Consider the following 18,991-nt stretch of genomic DNA (forward strand, 5'->3'; position numbering starts at 1 on the left):
TTTTCCTTGGTAAGGTGGGGGCGGTTGCGTAACAAAGGGTGAACTTGTGTAAACATTTAAATACACACCCCTTTTGGCTTAGACAGTAGCGAGAATGACATCATGCACAGAGATCCCCTGAACAACATCCACATCCAGTCCGAACAGGTCATGATCACCCCGGCCCAGCTCAAGGAGCGACTGCCCATCTCCGAGCAGGCCCTGGCCTTCGTGCAAGGGGCACGCAATACCATAGCCGACATCATTCACCGTCGGGATCACCGGCTGCTGGTGATCTGTGGACCCTGCTCCATTCATGACATGGACGCCGCCAAAGAGTACGCAACCCGACTCAAAGCGCTGCATGATGCCTATCAAGATTCTCTCTACATAGTGATGCGGGTCTACTTCGAGAAGCCCCGTACCACAGTCGGCTGGAAGGGCTTTATCAACGATCCAGACCTGGACGGTACCTTTGACGTCGAGCTGGGACTGCACCGGGCCCGGGAACTGCTCTGCTGGCTGGCCGAGCTGGAGTTGCCGCTCGCGACCGAGGCGCTCGATCCCATCAGCCCGCAATACCTGGCCGAGCTCTTCTCCTGGTCGGCCATCGGCGCCCGTACCACCGAATCCCAGACCCACAGGGAGATGGCTTCCGGCCTCTCCATGCCGGTCGGCTTCAAGAACGGCACAGACGGTAACCTCGGCACCGCCATCAATGCCCTGCAGGCGGCCTCCAGCCCCCACGCCTTCATGGGGATCAACCAGCAGGGCCAGGTCGCGCTGTTGCAGACCCAGGGCAACCCGGACGGTCACGTGATCCTGCGCGGTGGCAAGCACCCCAACTACGACTCAGTCAATGTCTCTCTGGCGGAAGAGGCGCTGGAGAAGGCCGGCCTGCTGCCGGGTCTGGTGGTCGATTGCAGCCATGGCAACTCCAGCAAGGATCACAGGTTGCAGCCCAAGGTGGCCGACAACGTCATCCACCAGATCCAGGAGGGCAACCGCTCCATCATAGGCGTGATGCTCGAATCCCATATCAACGAAGGCAACCAGTCCAGCGAGCAACCCAAGTCCGAGATGCGCTACGGCGTCTCCATTACCGATGCCTGCATCAACTGGGAGACCACGGCCGAGCTGCTGACCCGCTGCCATGAGCAGCTGGCGGCCCCGCTCAAGGTGCGCGCACAGGGCTAACTCATTGAGTCTGTGTGTGAAAATGTTGAATAATAGGGCGTCGCATCCGGCGACGCCGTCAGGAAGATGTCATGGCACAAGAGTTGAACGCCCTCAGGGACAAGATAGATGTCGTCGATCGCCAACTGCTCGATCTGCTGGCCCAGCGTCTGGTCCTGGTGGGTGAAGTGGGTGAAGTGAAGAGCCGCCATGGCCTGCCTATCTATGCGCCGGACAGGGAGGCGAGCATGCTGGCCCGTCGCCGGGTCGAGGCCGAACTGCTGGGGGTGCCCGGCGATCTGATTGAAGACGTGCTGCGCCGCGTGATGCGCGAATCTTATGCCAGCGAGAAAGACACTGGCTTCAAGTGCATCAATCCGGCGCTTGGCAAGGTGGTCATCATAGGGGGCGAGGGGCAACTTGGCCGCCTGTTTGGCCATATGTTCGGGCTCTCGGGCTACCGCGTCGAAACCTTGGAACAAGGGGATTGGCCACGGGCCGACGATATCCTGGCTGGTGCGGGTCTGGTGATGGTGGCCGTGCCCATCGACATCACTTGCCAAGTCATCGACCGGCTCGGCAAGCTGCCAGCCGACTGCCTGCTGGTGGACGTGACCAGCGTAAAGTCAGCGCCGCTCGAGCACATGCTGGCGGTGCACCAAGGGCCTGTTTTGGGGCTGCACCCCATGTTCGGTCCGGATGTGGCCAGCTTTGCCAAGCAGGTGATCGTCTGCTGTCAGGGGCGGTTGCCCGAACAGAGCCAGTGGCTGCTGGATCAGATGACCATCTGGGGTGCCCGCCTGCAGCAGGTGGAGGCCAAGGCCCATGACGAGGCCATGACCCTCATTCAGGCGCTGCGCCACTTTGCCACCTTCGCTTATGGATGGCACCTCTCCCAGGAGGAGGCGGATCTGGAGCAACTGCTGGCACTTAGCTCGCCTATCTACCGGCTGGAGTTGGCCATGGTGGGGCGGCTGTTTGCTCAGGATCCCGAGCTTTACGCCGACATCATCCTCTCTTCCCCCCAGAATCTGGCCATGGTGCGCCGTTACTTCGAACGTTTCGGAGAGGTGTTGCGCCTGCTTGAGCAAGGGGACAGGGCGGGCTTTATTGCCGCGTTTCGTCAGGTCTCCAGCTTCTTCGGCCCCCACGCCGACCAGTTCCTGAAAGAGAGTCGTCTGCTGCTGGCTCAGGCCAACGACAGGCGTCACTATGGCTAAAGCGGCTCAAGATTGGAGCGCTAACATGGATAGCAAAAGGGGCCCTCGGGCCCCTTTTTTATGGCGTGATGACAGCACCATGGCTCAGTCAGCCGTCGGCAAATAGAGTTCTGCACCGTCCCAGCCCAGGGGCAGGGTGAGCAGCGCATCGATCAGCTCCCGGCGCTCGGATTTTTCCAGATAGGCGAGATAGAGCGGGCGGCGCAGGGGCTGGCCTCCCTCCACCGGATGCAGACGTCCCTGTTCCAGGAAAGGGGTCACCATGCGCCGCGGCAGGTAGGCGGCCCCGCCGTTTGCGAGCACGAACTGCAGTGCCATGCTGGCGGAACTCGAGTGGAGCACAGGGGTTTTTTGCAGGCTCTGCAACCGACTGGGCTGCGGCTCGAAGCTGGTGCCCCAATCGAGATGAATGTGCGGCATCTGCATCAGGTTGTCAGCATTGGCGGCCGGGTCCCGGCTCACCAGCTCGAACACCAGCTCACCGATGGGGTGCAGGGCTATCTCGTCAATCTTGGTCGGCTCGGAGAGCAGCGCCAAGTCGAGGGAGCGCTCCAGCAATTGGCGGCAAAGGTGCTCGCGGGAGGCGGTCTCGAGCCTTACCGCCAGACCGGGCGCCAGGGCGTAGACATGATTGAGCCAGTCATTGAAGTCCAGTTCCCAGAACACGGGGGGGGCCCCTATGGCGAGCTGCTGGCTGAAACCCGGGGAGAGGGCCACATCCTGCTTGGCACGGCCCAAGGTGTGCAGAATGGCGTCGGCATAGGGCAGCAACCGCTCGCCCGAGGCGGTCAGTCTGATGTTGTTGCGATGACGGGCAAACAGACTGACCCCGAGTTGCTGCTCGAGTTGGCGGATGCGAAAGCTCACCGCCGACTGGGTCAGATAGAGATTCTCGGCGGCGCGGCCAAAGTGACGGGTCTTGCTGACTTCGATGAAGGTACGTAGCAGTTCGGTATCCATCAGTCGAGGGACTCGTCACCGCCACCCATGCCGCCACTTCCGCCGAAGCTGCCAGCAGCCTCGTCACTGGCGCCACCGGCGACGGTGCAGAGGCGATGAACCCGCTTCGGGCCTATGACTTTGAGATACTTGAACCATACCTTGGCGTGAGGGTTGCTACCGGGCTCACCCGCCTTGAGTTGCTCGGCGAAGGCGGTCTCTACCTCGTCGCGCGGCGCCAGGTTGCCCTGGTAGATGGCCAGCATGCTGGTACCGTATTTTTCCAGACTGTCTGCTTCGGCGACGGTGAATTCACCACTGCGACGCAGGCCACGGGGAAAATGTTTGAAGTCGTTGAAACGCTTGTCTGATTCGAAGCTCATAGTGCTCTTGTTCTGGTTAGTTTGACCTTTGCGGGCAAGTATCATCAGGCTTTTAAATAGTGCAAAATCAATTTTCTCACTATCTTGATAAAAATATCTTATTGAACTTTTTACCCCCGTCTTTGGTGATAGTTGTCGGGGTAACTTGATCAAAAAGTGAAGAAAATAACGGACTTATGACGCAAGACGTCATCCGTTTGTCATTTTTCTTGCCCATTTTTGGCAAGGAAAAGGGCGCACAGTGGCGCCCTTGTGGTTCAGTTCCGAGAGCCAAACTGGCTGCCCAATATCATTCAATCATGGCCGGTTGCGCCTGGGCATCGGCACGCCACAAGCGGTAGCGCACCTCGTACTCCTGGGGTATATAGATGACGAAGGGCAGCTTGGAGTTGTAGTTCACGAAGAAGCCTTGGCCATAAATCTGGATGAAGCTCTCTTTCTTCTGGCCTTCCGGGCAGGCCATCAGGGTGCTGATGGGGTCGGAGACCTTGCCCAGGGTCAGGTAGTTGTAGCCCCATCCCTTGACGCTGTGCTGTTCGAGGTTGCCGGCGAAGCGCGGCACATTGCAATCGACCAGCATCTTTTTGCCGACTTGCAGCTCGACCATCATGTCGGCTTCATTCTCGACTTCCGGCAGGCGGACAACCACACGTTCCTGGTTTATTTCGGCGGCCGGGAACATGCTGATATCAAATTTTTTCGGTTCGGCGGCGAAGGCATGCCCGCTCAGCAAGAAGGCGCCCAGCAGGCTAAAACGCAATACGGTTTTCATCTGTACCTCATGGGATTGATCTATCGTGGCTAGACTAACCGCTTCACCGTCTTCATACCAGCGCTCTGCCACGCAAATCCAGCCTGTCCGGCCACACAATGACGTGATTTGGTTATTTTACTGACAGTACGTGCAATCACTGTACTGTTTGGTTGAGAGCTGCTGGCCGACAACAGATCGCATAGCATCCGTTGTCAGCCAGACCCGCAGGCTCAGCGAACCAGCAAGAGTTGTTTGGTCCCGGATCTTGGGGCATGCATGCCGACGGCCCCACTGGTTATCTCCATATAGGCGACACTCTTGTCCGCCGGGAAAGGGGTCGAAGACCAGAGATAGACATAGCCGTCGTTGACCTCTTTCCCTTCGCCCGCCATGGCACGGGGAAATATGGTTTCGTTCAGTGCCGGTTTGTAGCAGGCGGACTCCAGCAGGCTGGTCAGCTCCTTGATGGTGGGCAGGCGCCAGTCCTGATGGCCACCAAAGCCATGCAGTCCATGGCTGGATTCGGTGCGGATCCGCTCTGCGGTCAGCAGCGCCTGCTGCCAGTAGAGACGAGTCGGCTCGCCGCTGCAGCTCTGGTTCTGCCAGGTTTGTCCCAACTGGCAACGCATCCAGGTCAGGCCCGTGGTGCGATCCGTCACTGTACCATCGCCATGATCGGCAAAGCGGGAGGTCGGGCTGGTTCTGGGCATGTTGTCATCGCAGATGGCGGCGGCCATGGCGTTGGTGCAGCCAAGGGTGAGCAGCAGAGTCAATATCTGTTTTTTCATCGGGTTACCTCGCCGACAAGGCGCAGTTGCAGGGCGTTGACATCGGAGGGGGTCTGTACGGCAGTCGGGTAGTCGGTACCGGCATCGCTCCCCCAGAAGATGGGCGTGATGACGGCAAGAGGGACGCTCTCGAGGCGGCGGGATGGCGTCAGCGTCTGGCTCCAGTAGTAACCGTCAAAGCCATTGGCTCCTGCCCCGAGATCGGGGAAGTAGCGGACATCGAGGGTGGCTGTTTGCCCGCCTTGCTGATGGAGTGAGCCGTAGTGCTGCAGACTCATCAACTCCTGGGCATGGGGCAGGCGCCAGTGGCCGATACCGCACAACTGTTGCTGGTTGAGCCATTGGCGGTACTGCTGCGTCGTGCAGATGGCCTCACTGTTCGGACAGGCGTAGTCCAGCTCATCTTGTGTCGGACGATAAGGGCCAAACTCCCAGGCGAAGACCCGGTGCAGGTCGCGGGGACTGCTGGCATCATCCAGTTTTTTCTCCCAGATGAGGCCGGTATTGAGATCTTCCACGCAATCCCACTGGGAGGCGTTGTCTGGCAAGGGCTGGCCCTGGCTGTCGAGCTTGCGATAACGCAGCGGTTGCTGTTTGAGGCTGGCATCCTGACCCGGGTGATCGGCAGGCTCATCAGTGAGCAGATAGTCGGTGCCGTCACTGTAGGTCGAGACACCGCTGGCCGTGACCAGCGCCCGGGGTTGCTGCTGCAGCAAGATGGCTTCGAGCCTGGCCTGCAGGTCAAGCAGATCGCCACCATTGGCAAAGTGGCGGCTCAGCTCGGGCAGCAGGATGAAGAGCCCGGGCCACACCCTGGTCTGGCTCGAGGCGGCAGGTGGAGCTGGCACTGCGCCGTTTTGGGTGAGTACGGCCATGATCAACTCCCCGAGTGCCAGGTTGAACTCCTGCAGCCGATGCAAGGAGGCCAGCTCCTGGTTCGGTTGCAGGGGGGCCAGTGCCGCCAGCAGTTCGCTGAGTGCCTGGTGGGGCGGCGTCCCCTCGGCGATGCGGCTCTGCAACAGGCTGCTCAGCAGACTGGGGGTGAGGTGCTGGCCATCTTGGCGGGCTGCGGGGTGCATCAGGATAAGCGCTGCCGGATCCCCGGGAATAAACAGCAGCGGGCTAGTCAGCAGGCCGGGTGCCTGACTTTGCAGCTGACGGGCACCCGCGGGGCCACTGACCTCAAGTTCACCGGCATCGCAGCTGTCGTTCTGATTGCTGTCGACGCAAAGGGTGCCTGTCTGGGGCAGATTGACGGTCAGGGTGTAGGCCGGGATGGCAATGGGCGTTTCGTCTGACTCGCCAGCGCCACAGGCGGTGAGCAAGGGCGCCAGCAGGCAGGCCAGCGGGGTAAATTTCAGATTCATCTCTTGTCCTGAGAGGGGCCTTGGCCCCTCGCTGTGATTGATTGGGTCTGCCTTAGCCGCGACGCAGGCGTCGGCGCCAGAGGGCGAGTGGCAACAGCCAGAGCAGGTTGATGGCACCGCCACCGCTGCTGTCCGAGGTGTCGAAGTGGATGATGCCGTCCTTTGGTGGGGCAACGGGGCTGCCACACTGGGCCCCGATGCGCTGGCTGATGCTCCAGCCATTCAGGCGCCCCTGTTTGCCAGGCACATTGTCCACCAGCTCCAGGGTCCACTTGCCCGCCAACGGCTCGCCGTTCAGCAGGGTCAAGGGTTGCAGGGATTGCAGTTCGGTCGGGAAGACCCCCTTGAGGCGGGGCAGCGGGCTGTAGCCCTTGTCCCAGATCTGGAGACGGGTTCCCGAGGGGGAGTTGAGCCAGATCTCCAGTTCGTCCAGAGCCTGATGTTGCAGATCCAGAGTCAGTTGCAACTGACTGCTCACCCTGGCATCGGTTTTTTCCAGCATCAGACTGGTTTCGCTCAAGCCTTTCTCATGGCTGCTGATGGCATCTCTGAGCGTCAGGGGCCTGCCATCGGCCCGGCCGATGACAGGAGTACCGATGGGCAGGCTCAGTGGCTGCTGCCATTGCCGCTCACTCGGACTGGCGCCGGTCAGATTGAGCTCCGCAGACAATGTGGCCACATCGCCGCAGGCCAGCGGGCTCTGTGCCTGCAGCCTCAGGGTGGTGGTCATGCGTTCACCCGCCGCCAGCGTGCTGGCTTGCCACTGATAGGGAGCGGCTTGCAGGCCGCTGGGCAGATCCAGCGTCAGCTCGTGCAGGGTCACCGGGGTGTTGCCGGGGTTGGTGATGTTGAGCACCACGGATTGGCGTTCCCCGAGTTCGATGGCGCTGCCGTCGGCCAGTGCGATGTTGACCGGTGCCAGCAAGAGACCGTGCTGGCGGAATGCCTGCTCCAGCAAGCGGCCATAGCGGCGCGCCGGATAGAGCCGCTCGGCCGTGTCTACCGTGAGGCGGGCCAGCTGCGGCATGCGGATGGCCGGGCCCAGCCCGAAGTGGGATTCGATGACGAGGCGGTCAAACTCGTCCCGCGCCACCTCGCCATGTTCGGCTACCGCCGCCAGCAGCGCCTGAAATAATGGTGTGCCCCACAGTTGATCGCCGTTGCTGCCGTTGATGGTTCTGTGAGCCGGATAGTTGTAATCCGGGTGGTAGCGGGCGCGCAGATCGTCCAGCTGGCGCGGGGTTCTGTCGGTGAAGCGGGCATCCCAGTTGAACACCATGGCCGGTTCGAACTGGCGACCCGCCTCGCTGCGCTGGCGATGGCTGGCGGCCAGATAGTCGCTGAAGCCTTCGCCGATGGCCCCCCAGTCTCCCTCATCGCCGAGATCCGGCACTATGTGATGCTGCACCGCATGGCCAAACTCATGCCAGACAACCATGGGATCCTCGGCATCGGGGACACCGCTGCGGCCCAGCTCCAGCCTGCGTTCGAACGGATCGTAGAGGGAGTTGTCCTGATAGCCCGCATCGGTATCGATGTCGAGGGCGCCGGGGATGAGGTCGGCAAAGCCGAGCCCTTTGAGGTGGCGCTGGGCCAGGTCCAGATGGTAGTAAGCGTTGATGTCGGCAAAACCGAGGCTGTCGCGGGTCAGACGAAACCCTTGCTGGTTGTCGGCGCTATATGGGGCCGTGTTGGGCTCCATGGCATCGACGACCCGGGCGTGGGGGCCGCTGAGCAGATAGTCACTGCCGTGCAGGGTGACGGGCAGCGCCACCTTGTCCTGATAGGCGGCGTCGGCGATCATCAGGGTATCGTGCCAAGTCAGGCTGGCATCTTGCAACTGGGTGCGGGGATCCGGGTCGAACACCTGGGCCTGCACGGAGACATCACCGGCATCGGCTGCCTGTCGCGCCGTGGTGGTCGCCATGTCGCCCCAGCGGCCGAGCTCCTCAGTGCCGTCGCAGCGGGCAAACAGCTGCACATAGGAGGCCTTGGCGTTGCCATCTTTGTGCTCGCGTATCCGTTGGCGCAGGGCTGGCACCAGGGTCTCCCCATCACGCCAGTACCAGGCCTCGACTGGTCCGAGCGAGTCAATTTTGTCACCTCCATCACGCAGGCTGGTGAGCAAGGGATCCAGATTGCCGCTGGCATCGCATGACTGCGTGGCCGCGAGGGGGCGCAGATTGTGGTAGAGGCGCCAAGGTTTGCCGGCCGAGTCGATGCTGACGGCGGCCTGGGTGGTGGCCACCGGCAGGCCGTTGACCAGCATGTGGAAGCTATGGTGATGGCCGAGCAGGCTGGCCCTGTCGTAGTCGGGGGCAAGGGTCACACCGAGGCGAGCCTCCAGCCAGGCTTGCGGCGTGATGATCAGTGGCGCTTCATCGACAAACTGCAGCTCGGCCGCGCAGAGGGGCTGGGAGAGCAGGGTTGCCGCCAGCCAGAGGGCCAGGGAAGAGGGTTTCATAAATGACTCCAGAGCAGAATGGAAAGAGTGAGGCATGGCATCAGCGGGTGACCCCGGCCAGGCTGAGCAGGAAGGCATATTCACGGGCCGCTTTCTGCTGGGCCGTGCGCGGCGTGGCGAGATGTCCTCCCTCAAGCTCGGTACTCAACAGATAGGGGCCTGCGCCAGTGCTGTGCTCCCGCAGCCGAGCCATCCACTTCAGCGGCTCCCAATAAGGTACCTGGCTGTCATGGAGTCCGGCCGTGACATAGAGGGGCGGGTAGGGGGCGACGTGCAGGTTGTCATAGGGGCTTAGCCTGCGCATGGCGGCGTAGTCGGCGGCCTTGGCCGGATTGCCCCACTCCCCATACTCCTGGCGGGTGAGGGGCAATCCGGGATCGTTCATTGTGCCGAGCAGGTCGACGAAGGGGACTTGCAGCACGGCGCCGGCGAAGCGGGCTGGCGCCTGATTGAGCGCCGCCGCCACCAGCAGGCCACCGGCACTGCCCCCCATGGCGAACAGGCGGGCGGGATCGATGGCGGGATCCCGGGCCAGGGCATCAGCCACCGCCAGGAAGTCATCCACGCTGCGCTGCTTTTGTTGGCCACGGCCATCTTGATACCAGGTATCTCCCAGCAGGCCGCCGCCACGCACATGGGCGATGGCGTAGACGACGCCGCGATCGATCAGGCTCAGTACCTGGGGCTGGTAGTAGGGGCGCATGGGGGTGCCATAAGCGCCATAGCCGTAGAGCAGCAGCGCCTTGGGGGTGTCGATGCCTGTGCGCCACACCAGGGAGACGGGTATCCGGGCGCCATCTTTGCCCAGCACCCAGCGCCGCTCGCTCCGATAGGGGGTAGTGCTGGCCTGGGCACCATCATTCAGCCATTGCCCTGAATCGAGATCCAGCCAGCGCTGGTGCGGGGCCTCGGCCATGCCCTGGCGGCGGATCAACACGTGCTGGCTGGCCGGATCATGAGCGCCCTGGATCCAGGCCGTGCCCGCCCCTTCCGTGAGCGGCAGGCTATGGCGAAGTTCGCCGTTCGCATCGAGTACATCGAGCCAGTCATCGCCCGCCTTGCGATATTGCAGCACTGTGTAGTTGGCAAACAGACGCCACTTCTCGAGGGTGCGGCCCCGGCCCTGCCAGCGCCGTTGCCACGCCCCTTGACCCACCTTGGCCAGGCTGGCTGCTTGATACAGGCCGAGTTCGCCCTCGAGGTTGCTCTTGAGCAGTACCCGCTCCCCTTGCGTATCGAGGTAGTACTCGACACCGGGTTGGCGGGCCTTGAGCAGGGCGGCGCTGCCACCATCCAGCAGGTATTGCTCCGAGCTGTCGTGGTTGTTGCTCTGCAAGATGAGGTGGCGCTGGTCTGTGGTGCGATAGAGGCTGAGCAGCCAGGCGGGGTCGGCCTCCTGATGGATCAGCTGTTCCTTGTCCCCCTGCCAGGCCCAGAGTTGCCAGGGACGCAGAGTATGGCGCTCGTTGGCCAGGGTATAGAGGGTGCGGCCATCCAGGCTCCAAAGCAGATCGCTGGCGCGGTGAGTCAGGGTGGTGAGCGTTTTGCCGCTTGCCAGATCCAGCAGCGTAATGCGGTAGTCCCGGGAGCCCAGGCTGTCTTCGGCCAGCGCCAGCCAGCGACCATCGGGGTGCAGTGACCAGTTGGCGAGCTCATAGTAGCCGCTGCTTGGTTGACGCGGGGCCAGCCGTTGTCGTGCCGTGGCCTGTTCATCACTGCGTTGCCACAGGCTGCCGTCCGCTTCCATCCGCCACTGGCTGCCAGCCAGGCTCAGCCATTCGGCCGGCATGGGCTCACCGCGTGTCCGGGTTTGCCACTCGGCCAGCAGTTGTTGTGTCAGCCCTTGCTGGCCGCTGAGCTGCTGCTCGGTCCAGCGATTCTGCTGGCGCAGCAACGCCAGCAGTTCGGGTGAGCTGCGGCCGTCGTCACGCCAGCCGCCATAGGGATCGATCCGGGCTATCTCGCCCTTCATCAGCAGGGGGCGCCGGGCTATGGTCGGCGCGGGGTCGACAGCCTGCGCCGCAGGAGTGGCCAGGAGGGTGGCCAGTATGAGGAGACCGTGCATCAGAGCCCCACGAAGGTGTAGCGCAGGCTGGCGCTCAGGGAGCGACCCGTCTGGGTAAAGAGGTCTGTATTGCTGCCAGCTTCCAGCCCGGCCACATCTTGATAGCGGGTGTAACGGGTGTCGAACAGGTTATCCAGCTTGAGGTTGACCTTGAGGGCGTCGGTGATCAGCCAGTCGGCGGTCATGGCTAAGCTGAACCAGCCTGTGCTTTTGAGGCAGTCACCCTGGCTGCCCGTCAGACTGTTGCCGCAGCTGGGCACCCGGTTCATGGCGGCGGCGTAGTCTGCCTGCAGGCCCAGACTCCAATCGTTGGCCTGATAGCTGAGGCGAGTATTGCCCTCCAGTGGCGTGAGGGTGCGCAGCGCTTCACCTTCGCTATCTTCCCCATCCACCCAACCGAGCTTGGTGGCGAGTTCCCATTGCGGGGTCAGCCAGTAGCTGGCGGCGACTTCGGCGCCCCAGGTCTCGGCTTTGGCCACGTTGCGATACTGACGCAAGATGACCCCGTCACTTATCCGCAGTCCCACTTCCCGCCAGTCGATGAAGTTGTAGTAGCGGTTGTAGAAGATCGCCGGTTTGATGTGCCAGTTCTCTCCCTCGCCACCCAGGCCCCACTCGAAGCTATGGCTGGTCTCTTCCTGCAGCTCGGTATTGGCGATGATCTCGAACGGCGGCAGGGCAAAATAGTGGGGGATATTGCCATACACCTTGTCGTAGGAGGGGGCGCGGAAGCCGTTGGCGTAGCTGAGCCAACTGCGCCACTGGTCATTGAAGCGGTAGCTGGTAGCCAGGCTCGGGGAGATATGCCAGCTGTGGTTTTCGCCATGGCTGCCATCGATCGGCGCCAGCCACTGGTGATCCATGCGCAGGGTCGGGGGTGAACTGCCACCTGCCCAGGGTCGCCACGTCCCCCAGCCAGACTCCGGCTCGGTCGGTGCGCGCCCGGCTAAAGGGGGCCGACTGTCGAGGCTGGTTGACCCCCTCTTCCAGACTCAACTTGTCCACCGGGCGCTCGTGGTTGGTGCGCTCCAGCTCCATGCCGTAACTCAGCTTGTGGTCGAAGGCGCCAGTGCTCAGATCGCGGCGAATATCCAGCTCGCTGCCGACTCTCTCTTCGATGAAGGTGGCCAGCTCCCGCTCGCTGCGATAGCGCGGGTAACCGCTCAGCAGGTCGTTTTGCAGCAGGCTGCGCTTGTTGGCGCTGTTCTTGGAGTGATTGCCATACAGGCTCCAGGTGAACTGATCCGCCAGCAGGTTGTCGAGACGGCTCGCCTCCCAGCTCAGCTTGCCGCCCTGGGTCTTTTGCGATCCATCTTCGCGGTATTGGCGTACCTGCCATTTGCCATCGGGCTGGGGCACTTCACGTGGCCCTTGATCCCGCCGGGCATTGTCTTCGAAGTAGTCGAGTTCGAGGCGCAGCAGATGATGCTCATTGAGCTCGAAGCGGGAACTGGTGGAGGCGCTGAGGCCGTCCAGATCGGCCGGGATGCGGCTCTCGTCATAGTTGGCCGTCTCGTGTCCCTGCCAGCCGGAGAGGCGCAGCAGATGTTCTGTGTCCAGCAGACGAGCGGCGCCTGTGGCACTCAGTTTCTGTTTGGCGCTGCTGCCATCGTGCAGGATCTTGCTGCTCAGATAGGCATCCTGGCCCTGCAGGTAGTCTTCCGGTTGCTTGGTGCTGATGACGATGGTGCCACCTATGGCATCGGAGCCGTGCAGGGAAGAGCCCGCCCCCTTGGCCACTTCGATCTGTTTGACGTCATCGAGGTCGAAGCTGAAGCGGCCGACCTTGTCATTGAGGTCGTCGGCACCGAAACCATCGCTGACCCGCACGCCATCCTTGATGATCAGCACCCTGTTGCCACCCATGCCGCGGATGATGATGTTTTGCGGTCGCCCGGCCGAACCTGTCACCGAGACGCCGGGCTCATTCTTGAACACATCGGTCAGTTCGGTGGCGACCTGGCGATCCAGATCCTCCTCAGTGATGATGGTGATGGAGCCCGAGACATCGGATAATTTTTGTTCAACCCGCTGGCCCTTGACCACTATGGTCTCGCGCGCCTTGAGGGAGGGATTGATGTCTGTCGAGTCGACCCTGGCCGGATCGCTGGCGGCCAGGGCTGTGCCGGACAGCAGCATGGGCCAGTAGTGCAGTGGTGCTTTCATTGTTGATAATGATTTTTATTTGAGCCTGAAGGGCGCGGATTATTGCAGACTCATTAGGGCAGATCAACAATTGATAATAATTATCACTTAGATTTCAGTTGGCTGATATTATTGATGTTTATGACAGTAATTCAATGGCGATTGATAGTGCTGGCTGAGGAGGTCAGACGGTCATCGCGATGACGTGTGAGGCATGCCGGGGAGATGAGAGGGGGGGACTTGCGGGGCCTGGTTCGATTCCGCTCAAAGACGACAGTGCCCGCCATGAGGCGGGCACTGTCGATGAGGCGGGTTCTCAGGGGGCGCGGTAGAAGCGGTTCAGCTCGTTCATCACCTGGATCATGGCGCCCATGTCCGGGGTGGCATGCTTGATGTGGCGGTAGCTGTCCCAGTCACGGAGTTCGAAATCCCCCTGCCGGTTGAACTGGGTAATGGTCTTGTCCTGATAGATGGCAAAGTTCTGCTGATCGCCCGCCAGCAGCCAATTGCGCTGGCCAGGATCGAACAGGTTGCGGCCACTGCTGTAGTCCCGGCTACCATTGGCGACCCCCAGCATGCTGGGCATCAGGGTTGGTACCAGATCCATGTGGCTGGTGCCGGTGTTTATCTCGGCAGCCGATTTGCCCGGCCAGGCCAGCACCAGCGGAACCTGTACCTGGTAGCGGGAATAGTTGCTTCCCGAGCCCCAGCTGTTGCGATCCGTATCGTTGAACTCCTGACCATGGTTGGCGGTGATCACCACTATGGTGTCATCGCTGAGCCCTTTTTGCTGCAACTCATCCAGCATCTGCTCTAGCAGTTGATCGGTATAGAAGACCGCATTTTTGTAACGATTTTCCAGCTTCTGACGGTTCTCGGCGCGATAGGCGGTGGCCGGGTTGAACTTGGTCAGCTCGGGCTGGAAGGGGCCCTTGATCTCGGCGGGCAGCTGATAGGCACCCGGGCTGGATAGATAGACAAACGAGAACCAGGGCCGGTCGGTCGGACGCTGGCCCAGCCACTGTTGCCAGTCGGCAATCAGCTTGCCATCATCCTGCTGGCGCGAGACAAACACTTGCTTGCGCAGGCCGGCGAGTATGCTCCGGCGATACTTTTCAGCATCATCAAGGGCGCCAAACAGGCCGAATTCATAGTCCTGGCGCAGCATCTCATCCAGCAGAACCGGCGGTGTCTTGTCGAGGAGAATGTCGTTGTAGTAGTGACCGGGCAGGCCATAAAACAGGCTGAACATGCCCATAGCGTCGTCGTTGCCACCGCTCAAGTGATGGCGGAAATTGAGGTGCTGATCCGCATAGCGTTGCAGCGTTGGCATGTTGATGTTGTTGAGCATGTCATAGCGCAATGAGTCCACCACCACGATCAGCAGATTCTGGTGACGACTGGGCGCGTTGACGCTGAGCGGACGCAGCGGATAGCGCAGCCGGCTCTCGCCATCTATGCCCTGGGACTGGGCCTCTTTCTCGTACTGATCCAGATCCAGCCAGCCATGCTTGGCCAGGAAGCTTTTGGCTGTCATGGGGTAGGAGAGCGGGAAGTTGGCTTTTTGCATGGTGATGGGTTGATACAAGGTCGCATCGGCCCAGCTGTTGACCACATGAGTCAGAATGAAGCAGCCGAGCAGTGCCAGCCCCACGTGGTTGCCGTATTGACGACGCTTGCGCTTGTTGATCTTGCGCCACACATAGGCTGACAGCAGCAGTTGCAGCAGGAAGATGGTGGGCACCGCCACGAAGATGATGCTCCAGATAGAGCCCTCTTCGGTCTGGGCCTGTTCCAGAAGCAGTTGCCACACCTGGCCGTTGAGGTGGAACTTGAACAGCCGGAACACCTGAGTGTCGATGAGCAAGAGCACCAGCGCCAGGGTAGCCACTATGGCCGAGACGAAGCGCAGCGGCTTCTCTTTGGGAAGCACGAAGCTTAAGGGGAATATGGTCAACAGATAGGTGACGAAACTCAGGAAGGAGAAGTGGCCTATCCAGCTGATGATGAGATAGACGATCCCGAGGGTGGTCGATGGCCAGCTGATGGCACCCAGATAACGGGTCGCGATCAGCATGGCCAGAATGATATTGAAGAAGGAGAACCAATGCCCCCAGGTGATCAGGCGGGAAACGTTATCACGATAGGGGTTGCCGGTTTCGACCATAATGATCCATCTACTTGAAAAACATCAAAGAATGCGGAGAAACTCAGTGAGCATCGCGACGATGATCCACCGAGGCAGTGAGCGCCTGGATGTATTTTTCGGTGATTGCCTGGCGCTGGGCCGGAGCCATACCATTGATGATATTGGTCGTGAGGTTGCCAAGCACCATCAGACTGAGATCCACCGGCGCCTTGTGTTTTTCCAGGGCGGTGATCAGGTCGTTCATCAGGGCGTCAAACTGCTCGTTATTGTACTTTGATACGATGGGCATAATCTTCAGTTCATCTCAGTTCAAAGCGACTTATAATACTCCACCCTTTCGGCTAACACTATGGCTTTGTGACATGAGTCTCGATATCGACAAGATCATTCTTCACTCCCTGCGCAGCGGCAGCGACGGTCAGCCTCAGGCCGATACCCGCAGCCAGACCCTGACCCCCGACGAGGCCGTTCAGGGGCTGATGGCGGAGCTTCATCGCATTTACAACGGCAAAGGCGGCAAAGGATTTGGTTACTTCGCCGATGGCGAGGAGAGTGCAGACGCGGCCGAGGGCGATGATGCTCCCAAACCGGCGTCTCCGCTGTTTCGCATCGCCCTCGAGCAACTGCTCGCCGGACAGAGCGACTTCGTTCCCTTCTCGGTCTCGATGACCCAGCAACTGGTCAAGACTCTGGTCGACCATGCCCTGGATGAGCAAGGGGTATTGCTGTTTGCCAAATACAACTATGTGGGGGTCGACTATCTGCTGGTTGCCCTGCTGGAGGGCAAGGAGAGCGTGACGGTGAGCGAGGCGCTCGAGCTCAGCCATATTCAGTATCTGGATATCGGCAAACTCAATCTGGTGGCGCGCATTGATCTGACCGAATGGAAGACTCAACCCGAGTCGCGCCGATATATCACCTTCAGCAAGGGCCGGGTTGGCCGAAAATTGGGGGATTTCTTCCTCGATTTATTGGGGGCCCGTGAGGGCATGGATGCCAAGCTGCAAAATAAAGGCCTATTGCAGGCGGTAGAAGATTATTGCGCCACTCAACAGCTTGAACCGCAAGAGCGTAACGACTACAAGAAACAGGTCTTCAAATATTGCACCGAGCAGGCCAGTGCCGGGGAAGAGATAGAAATTCGCGAGCTGTCGGCGGAATTACCGGGGGATAACGACCTCGATTTCTATAGTTTTATTGGCAAGGAATATGAGTTGGAAGATCGCTTCCCGGCGGACAGATCCACCTTGCGCGGTCTGACCAAGTTTGTGGGATCCGGTGGCGGTTTGACCTTGAGTTTTGAACAGAAGCTGCTGGGCAGCCGGGTCTTCTATGATCCCCAGACCGACACCCTGACCATCAGAGGCGTGCCGCCCAATCTGAAGGATCAGCTGACCCGCTCTTCATAATGTGATCCATCCCGGATTTTTGGTAAAAAGGCACCGCCGTTCGCTGCGGTGCCTTTTTATTTGGGGGGAGGGGGAAGCAAGAAACTGGTCAAGTGCTTTAGTTAGCAAATTAAACAATGAAGCAACGATGAAAGGGTTTTCAGGTAGGTGAAAACCCTTTCATTTATGTAATTATGTTTCAGTGAGGTAACTTAATTTCTCCATTGGTCAGAAATAATGGCCATAAAATGCGATAACCCCCTGAAACAAGAAAATGTTTTCAGAACTTTCCGGAAGGAAATACGTAATTGCATTTCAAAAATGCGAGTTGCGTCATGTGAGGTAGCTGAGGCTTGGGATAATATTCATCTCGCACACAATGCTCTTGCAGCGCGGAACAACAACAAGGAAAGGCTCATGAAAAAGACATTACTCTCCTCTCTGATCGGTTTGGCTACCCTGGGTGTGGCTTGCTCTGCCACCGCCGCCATTGACGAGGGTCAGCTGACTATCTGGATCAACGGTGACAAGGGATATAACGGTCTGGCCGAAGTGGGTAAGAAATTTGAAGCCGAAACCGGCATCAAGGTGACAGTGGCTCACCCGGATCAGGTCGAGGTGAAATTCCAGCAAGCGGCAGCGACCGGCAACGGTCCGGACATCTTCTTGTGGGCCCATGACCGCTACGGCGAGTGGGTCAAGTCCGGCCTGCTGGTGCCCGTGACCCCGAATGCCGATGAGAAAGCCAAGTTCGAACAGTTCGCCTGGGATGCCATGTCCGTTGATGGCAAGACCTACGGCTATCCGGTTGCTGTCGAAGCCGTGAGCCTGATCTATAACAAAGACCTGCTGCCAGAGCCGCCCAAGACCTTCGAAGAGATCGCCAAGATCGACGAGGCACTCAAGAAGGATGGCAAGCGCGCCATCATGTGGGCCTATGACACCCCCTATTTCAGCTACCCGCTGGTGGCCGCAAATGGTGGTTATGCCTTCAAGAAAACTGCGACCGGTTATGACGTCAAGGATACCGGCGTGGCCAACGCGGGTGCCAAGGCGGGCGTGGGCTACATCGCCGACATGATCAAGTCCGGTCACCTGGAGAAGGGCATCGATTATGGCGTCATGGATGCGAAATTCAACAAGGGTGAAGTGGCCATGATGATCAATGGTCCCTGGGCCTGGAGCAACCTGGACAAGAGCGGCATCAAGTACGGCGTCGCGCCGCTGCCAACCCTGAACGGCAAGCCGGCCAAGGCGTTTGTTGGCGTATTGGGTGCCACTATCAACGCCGCCAGCCCGAACAAGGACCTGGCCGTCGAGTTCCTGGAGAACTACCTGCTGACCGACAAGGGTCTGGCCTCAGTGAATGCTGACAAGCCCCTTGGCGCCGTCGCACTCAAGTCTTTCCAGAAGACCCTGGAGTCTGATGCCAACATCAAAGCCACCATGATGAACGCCCAAAATGGTGAGCCTATGCCGTCCGTGCCCGAGATGAGCCGTTTCTGGTCTTCCTTTGAAACTGCCCTCAAGAACGTGACTTCCGGTCGTCAGGGCGTTGATGAAGCCCTGGATACCGCTGCCAAGCGTATCGTTCAGTAAGCATGTACCAGGGAGGTCTTCGGGCCTCCCACCTCTTCTCTCCTTGGCGCAATAAGGTTAATTGGCATGGAAGTTGTACCTTCTCTCGAATCCTATGCCGGTCCCAATGACAAGCACACCTGGCTTAAGTGGACCATGGCGGCGCTGATTGCCGTTCTCAACGGCTATGCGGCCGTGATGATGTATGCCAGTGGCGAGTGGGTGTTTGCCCTGCTCGATCTGCTGGTGGTCTCCGTTGGCCTCTACGTCTTCATGAACAAAAAGACTTATGCACACCGCTACATCTTTCCGGGTGTCGCTGGCATGGTGGTCTTCATCATCTTCCCCCTGGCCTACACCATAGGGATAGCGTTTACCAACTATTCAGGCGCGAACCTGCTCTCGGTCGAGCAGGCGCGTAATTACCATCTCAAGAAGAGTTACAAGGTCGCCGGTGGCGAGTTTGATTTCACGCTGCTCAAGGGCGAGAACAACCAGTATCAGCTGCTGCTCACCCAGGATGGCCACCATTTTGTCAGCCCGCAGCTGGCGCTGATGGACAACAAGGCGCGTAACCTGGCCGTGGGTCAAGGCAC

General features: G+C 60.0%; 13 protein-coding genes and 2 pseudogenes. 5 read left to right on the top strand and 10 right to left on the bottom strand.

What is annotated here, in order from left to right:
* Window positions 1-102 precede the first annotated feature (102 nt).
* Window positions 103-1,176, top strand: coding sequence for a 3-deoxy-7-phosphoheptulonate synthase (locus G113_RS11105; RefSeq protein WP_005901601.1), 1,074 nt, complete (start codon window positions 103-105; stop codon window positions 1,174-1,176).
* 71 nt (window positions 1,177-1,247) lie between these two features.
* Window positions 1,248-2,375: a bifunctional chorismate mutase/prephenate dehydrogenase gene (gene tyrA, locus G113_RS11110; protein WP_005901603.1), complete on the top strand. Its 1,128-nt coding sequence runs from the start codon at window positions 1,248-1,250 to the stop codon at window positions 2,373-2,375.
* Between the two features lie 84 nt (window positions 2,376-2,459).
* Here the strand turns inward: tyrA and hdfR are convergent, their stop codons facing one another.
* The 10 genes and pseudogenes from hdfR to G113_RS11160 all read right to left on the bottom strand — a co-directional run bounded on the left by hdfR (window position 2,460) and on the right by G113_RS11160 (window position 15,718).
* Window positions 2,460-3,335: an HTH-type transcriptional regulator HdfR gene (hdfR, locus tag G113_RS11115; RefSeq protein WP_005901605.1), complete on the bottom strand. Its 876-nt coding sequence runs from the start codon at window positions 3,333-3,335 to the stop codon at window positions 2,460-2,462.
* Window positions 3,335-3,697 (bottom strand): DUF413 domain-containing protein, encoded by a 363-nt coding sequence (gene maoP / locus G113_RS11120; protein WP_040319148.1) that lies wholly within the window; start codon window positions 3,695-3,697, stop codon window positions 3,335-3,337. The genes hdfR and maoP overlap by 1 nt, the downstream gene beginning before the upstream one ends.
* 289 nt (window positions 3,698-3,986) lie before the next feature.
* Entirely contained in the window at window positions 3,987-4,469 is a 483-nt protein-coding gene (gene eco, locus G113_RS11125) for a serine protease inhibitor ecotin (RefSeq protein ID WP_005901610.1), read from the bottom strand.
* 212 nt (window positions 4,470-4,681) lie between these two features.
* Window positions 4,682-5,239, bottom strand: coding sequence for an Lcl C-terminal domain-containing protein (locus G113_RS11130; RefSeq protein ID WP_005901612.1), 558 nt, complete (start codon window positions 5,237-5,239; stop codon window positions 4,682-4,684).
* Window positions 5,236-6,606 (bottom strand): Lcl C-terminal domain-containing protein, encoded by a 1,371-nt coding sequence (locus tag G113_RS11135; RefSeq protein ID WP_005901614.1) that lies wholly within the window; start codon window positions 6,604-6,606, stop codon window positions 5,236-5,238. Before G113_RS11135 ends, G113_RS11130 begins: the two co-directional genes overlap by 4 nt.
* 52 nt (window positions 6,607-6,658) lie before the next feature.
* On the bottom strand, window positions 6,659-9,070 hold the full coding sequence (locus G113_RS11140; protein WP_005901616.1) for a proprotein convertase P-domain-containing protein: 2,412 nt from the start codon (window positions 9,068-9,070) through the stop codon (window positions 6,659-6,661).
* A 40-nt stretch (window positions 9,071-9,110) separates the two neighbouring features.
* Entirely contained in the window at window positions 9,111-11,135 is a 2,025-nt protein-coding gene (locus tag G113_RS11145; protein WP_005901618.1) for a prolyl oligopeptidase family serine peptidase, read from the bottom strand.
* Window positions 11,135-13,301, bottom strand: a pseudogene (locus G113_RS11150) (TonB-dependent hemoglobin/transferrin/lactoferrin family receptor). Before G113_RS11150 ends, G113_RS11145 begins: the two are co-directional and overlap by 1 nt.
* Window positions 13,302-13,596: 295 nt before the next feature.
* Window positions 13,597-15,447, bottom strand: coding sequence for a DUF3413 domain-containing protein (locus G113_RS11155; RefSeq protein WP_005901620.1), 1,851 nt, complete (start codon window positions 15,445-15,447; stop codon window positions 13,597-13,599).
* Between the two features lie 43 nt (window positions 15,448-15,490).
* Entirely contained in the window at window positions 15,491-15,718 is a 228-nt protein-coding gene (locus tag G113_RS11160; RefSeq protein ID WP_005901622.1) for a YejL family protein, read from the bottom strand.
* A gap of 73 nt (window positions 15,719-15,791) precedes the next feature.
* Here G113_RS11160 and yejK point away from each other — a divergent pair, with 73 nt between their 5' ends.
* The 3 genes and pseudogenes from yejK to malF all read left to right on the top strand — a co-directional run.
* Window positions 15,792-16,838 (top strand): nucleoid-associated protein YejK, encoded by a 1,047-nt coding sequence (yejK, locus tag G113_RS11165; protein ID WP_005901624.1) that lies wholly within the window; start codon window positions 15,792-15,794, stop codon window positions 16,836-16,838.
* Between the two features lie 396 nt (window positions 16,839-17,234).
* Complete coding sequence (gene malE, locus G113_RS11170) at window positions 17,235-18,416, top strand: maltose/maltodextrin ABC transporter substrate-binding protein MalE (RefSeq protein ID WP_005901626.1); 1,182 nt, start codon at window positions 17,235-17,237, stop codon at window positions 18,414-18,416.
* 66 nt (window positions 18,417-18,482) lie between these two features.
* Window positions 18,483-18,991, top strand: a pseudogene (gene malF / locus G113_RS11175) (maltose ABC transporter permease MalF); the annotation flags it as partial.

The sequence above is a fragment of the Aeromonas molluscorum 848 genome, from assembly GCF_000388115.1.
Classification (GTDB): domain Bacteria; phylum Pseudomonadota; class Gammaproteobacteria; order Enterobacterales; family Aeromonadaceae; genus Aeromonas; species Aeromonas molluscorum.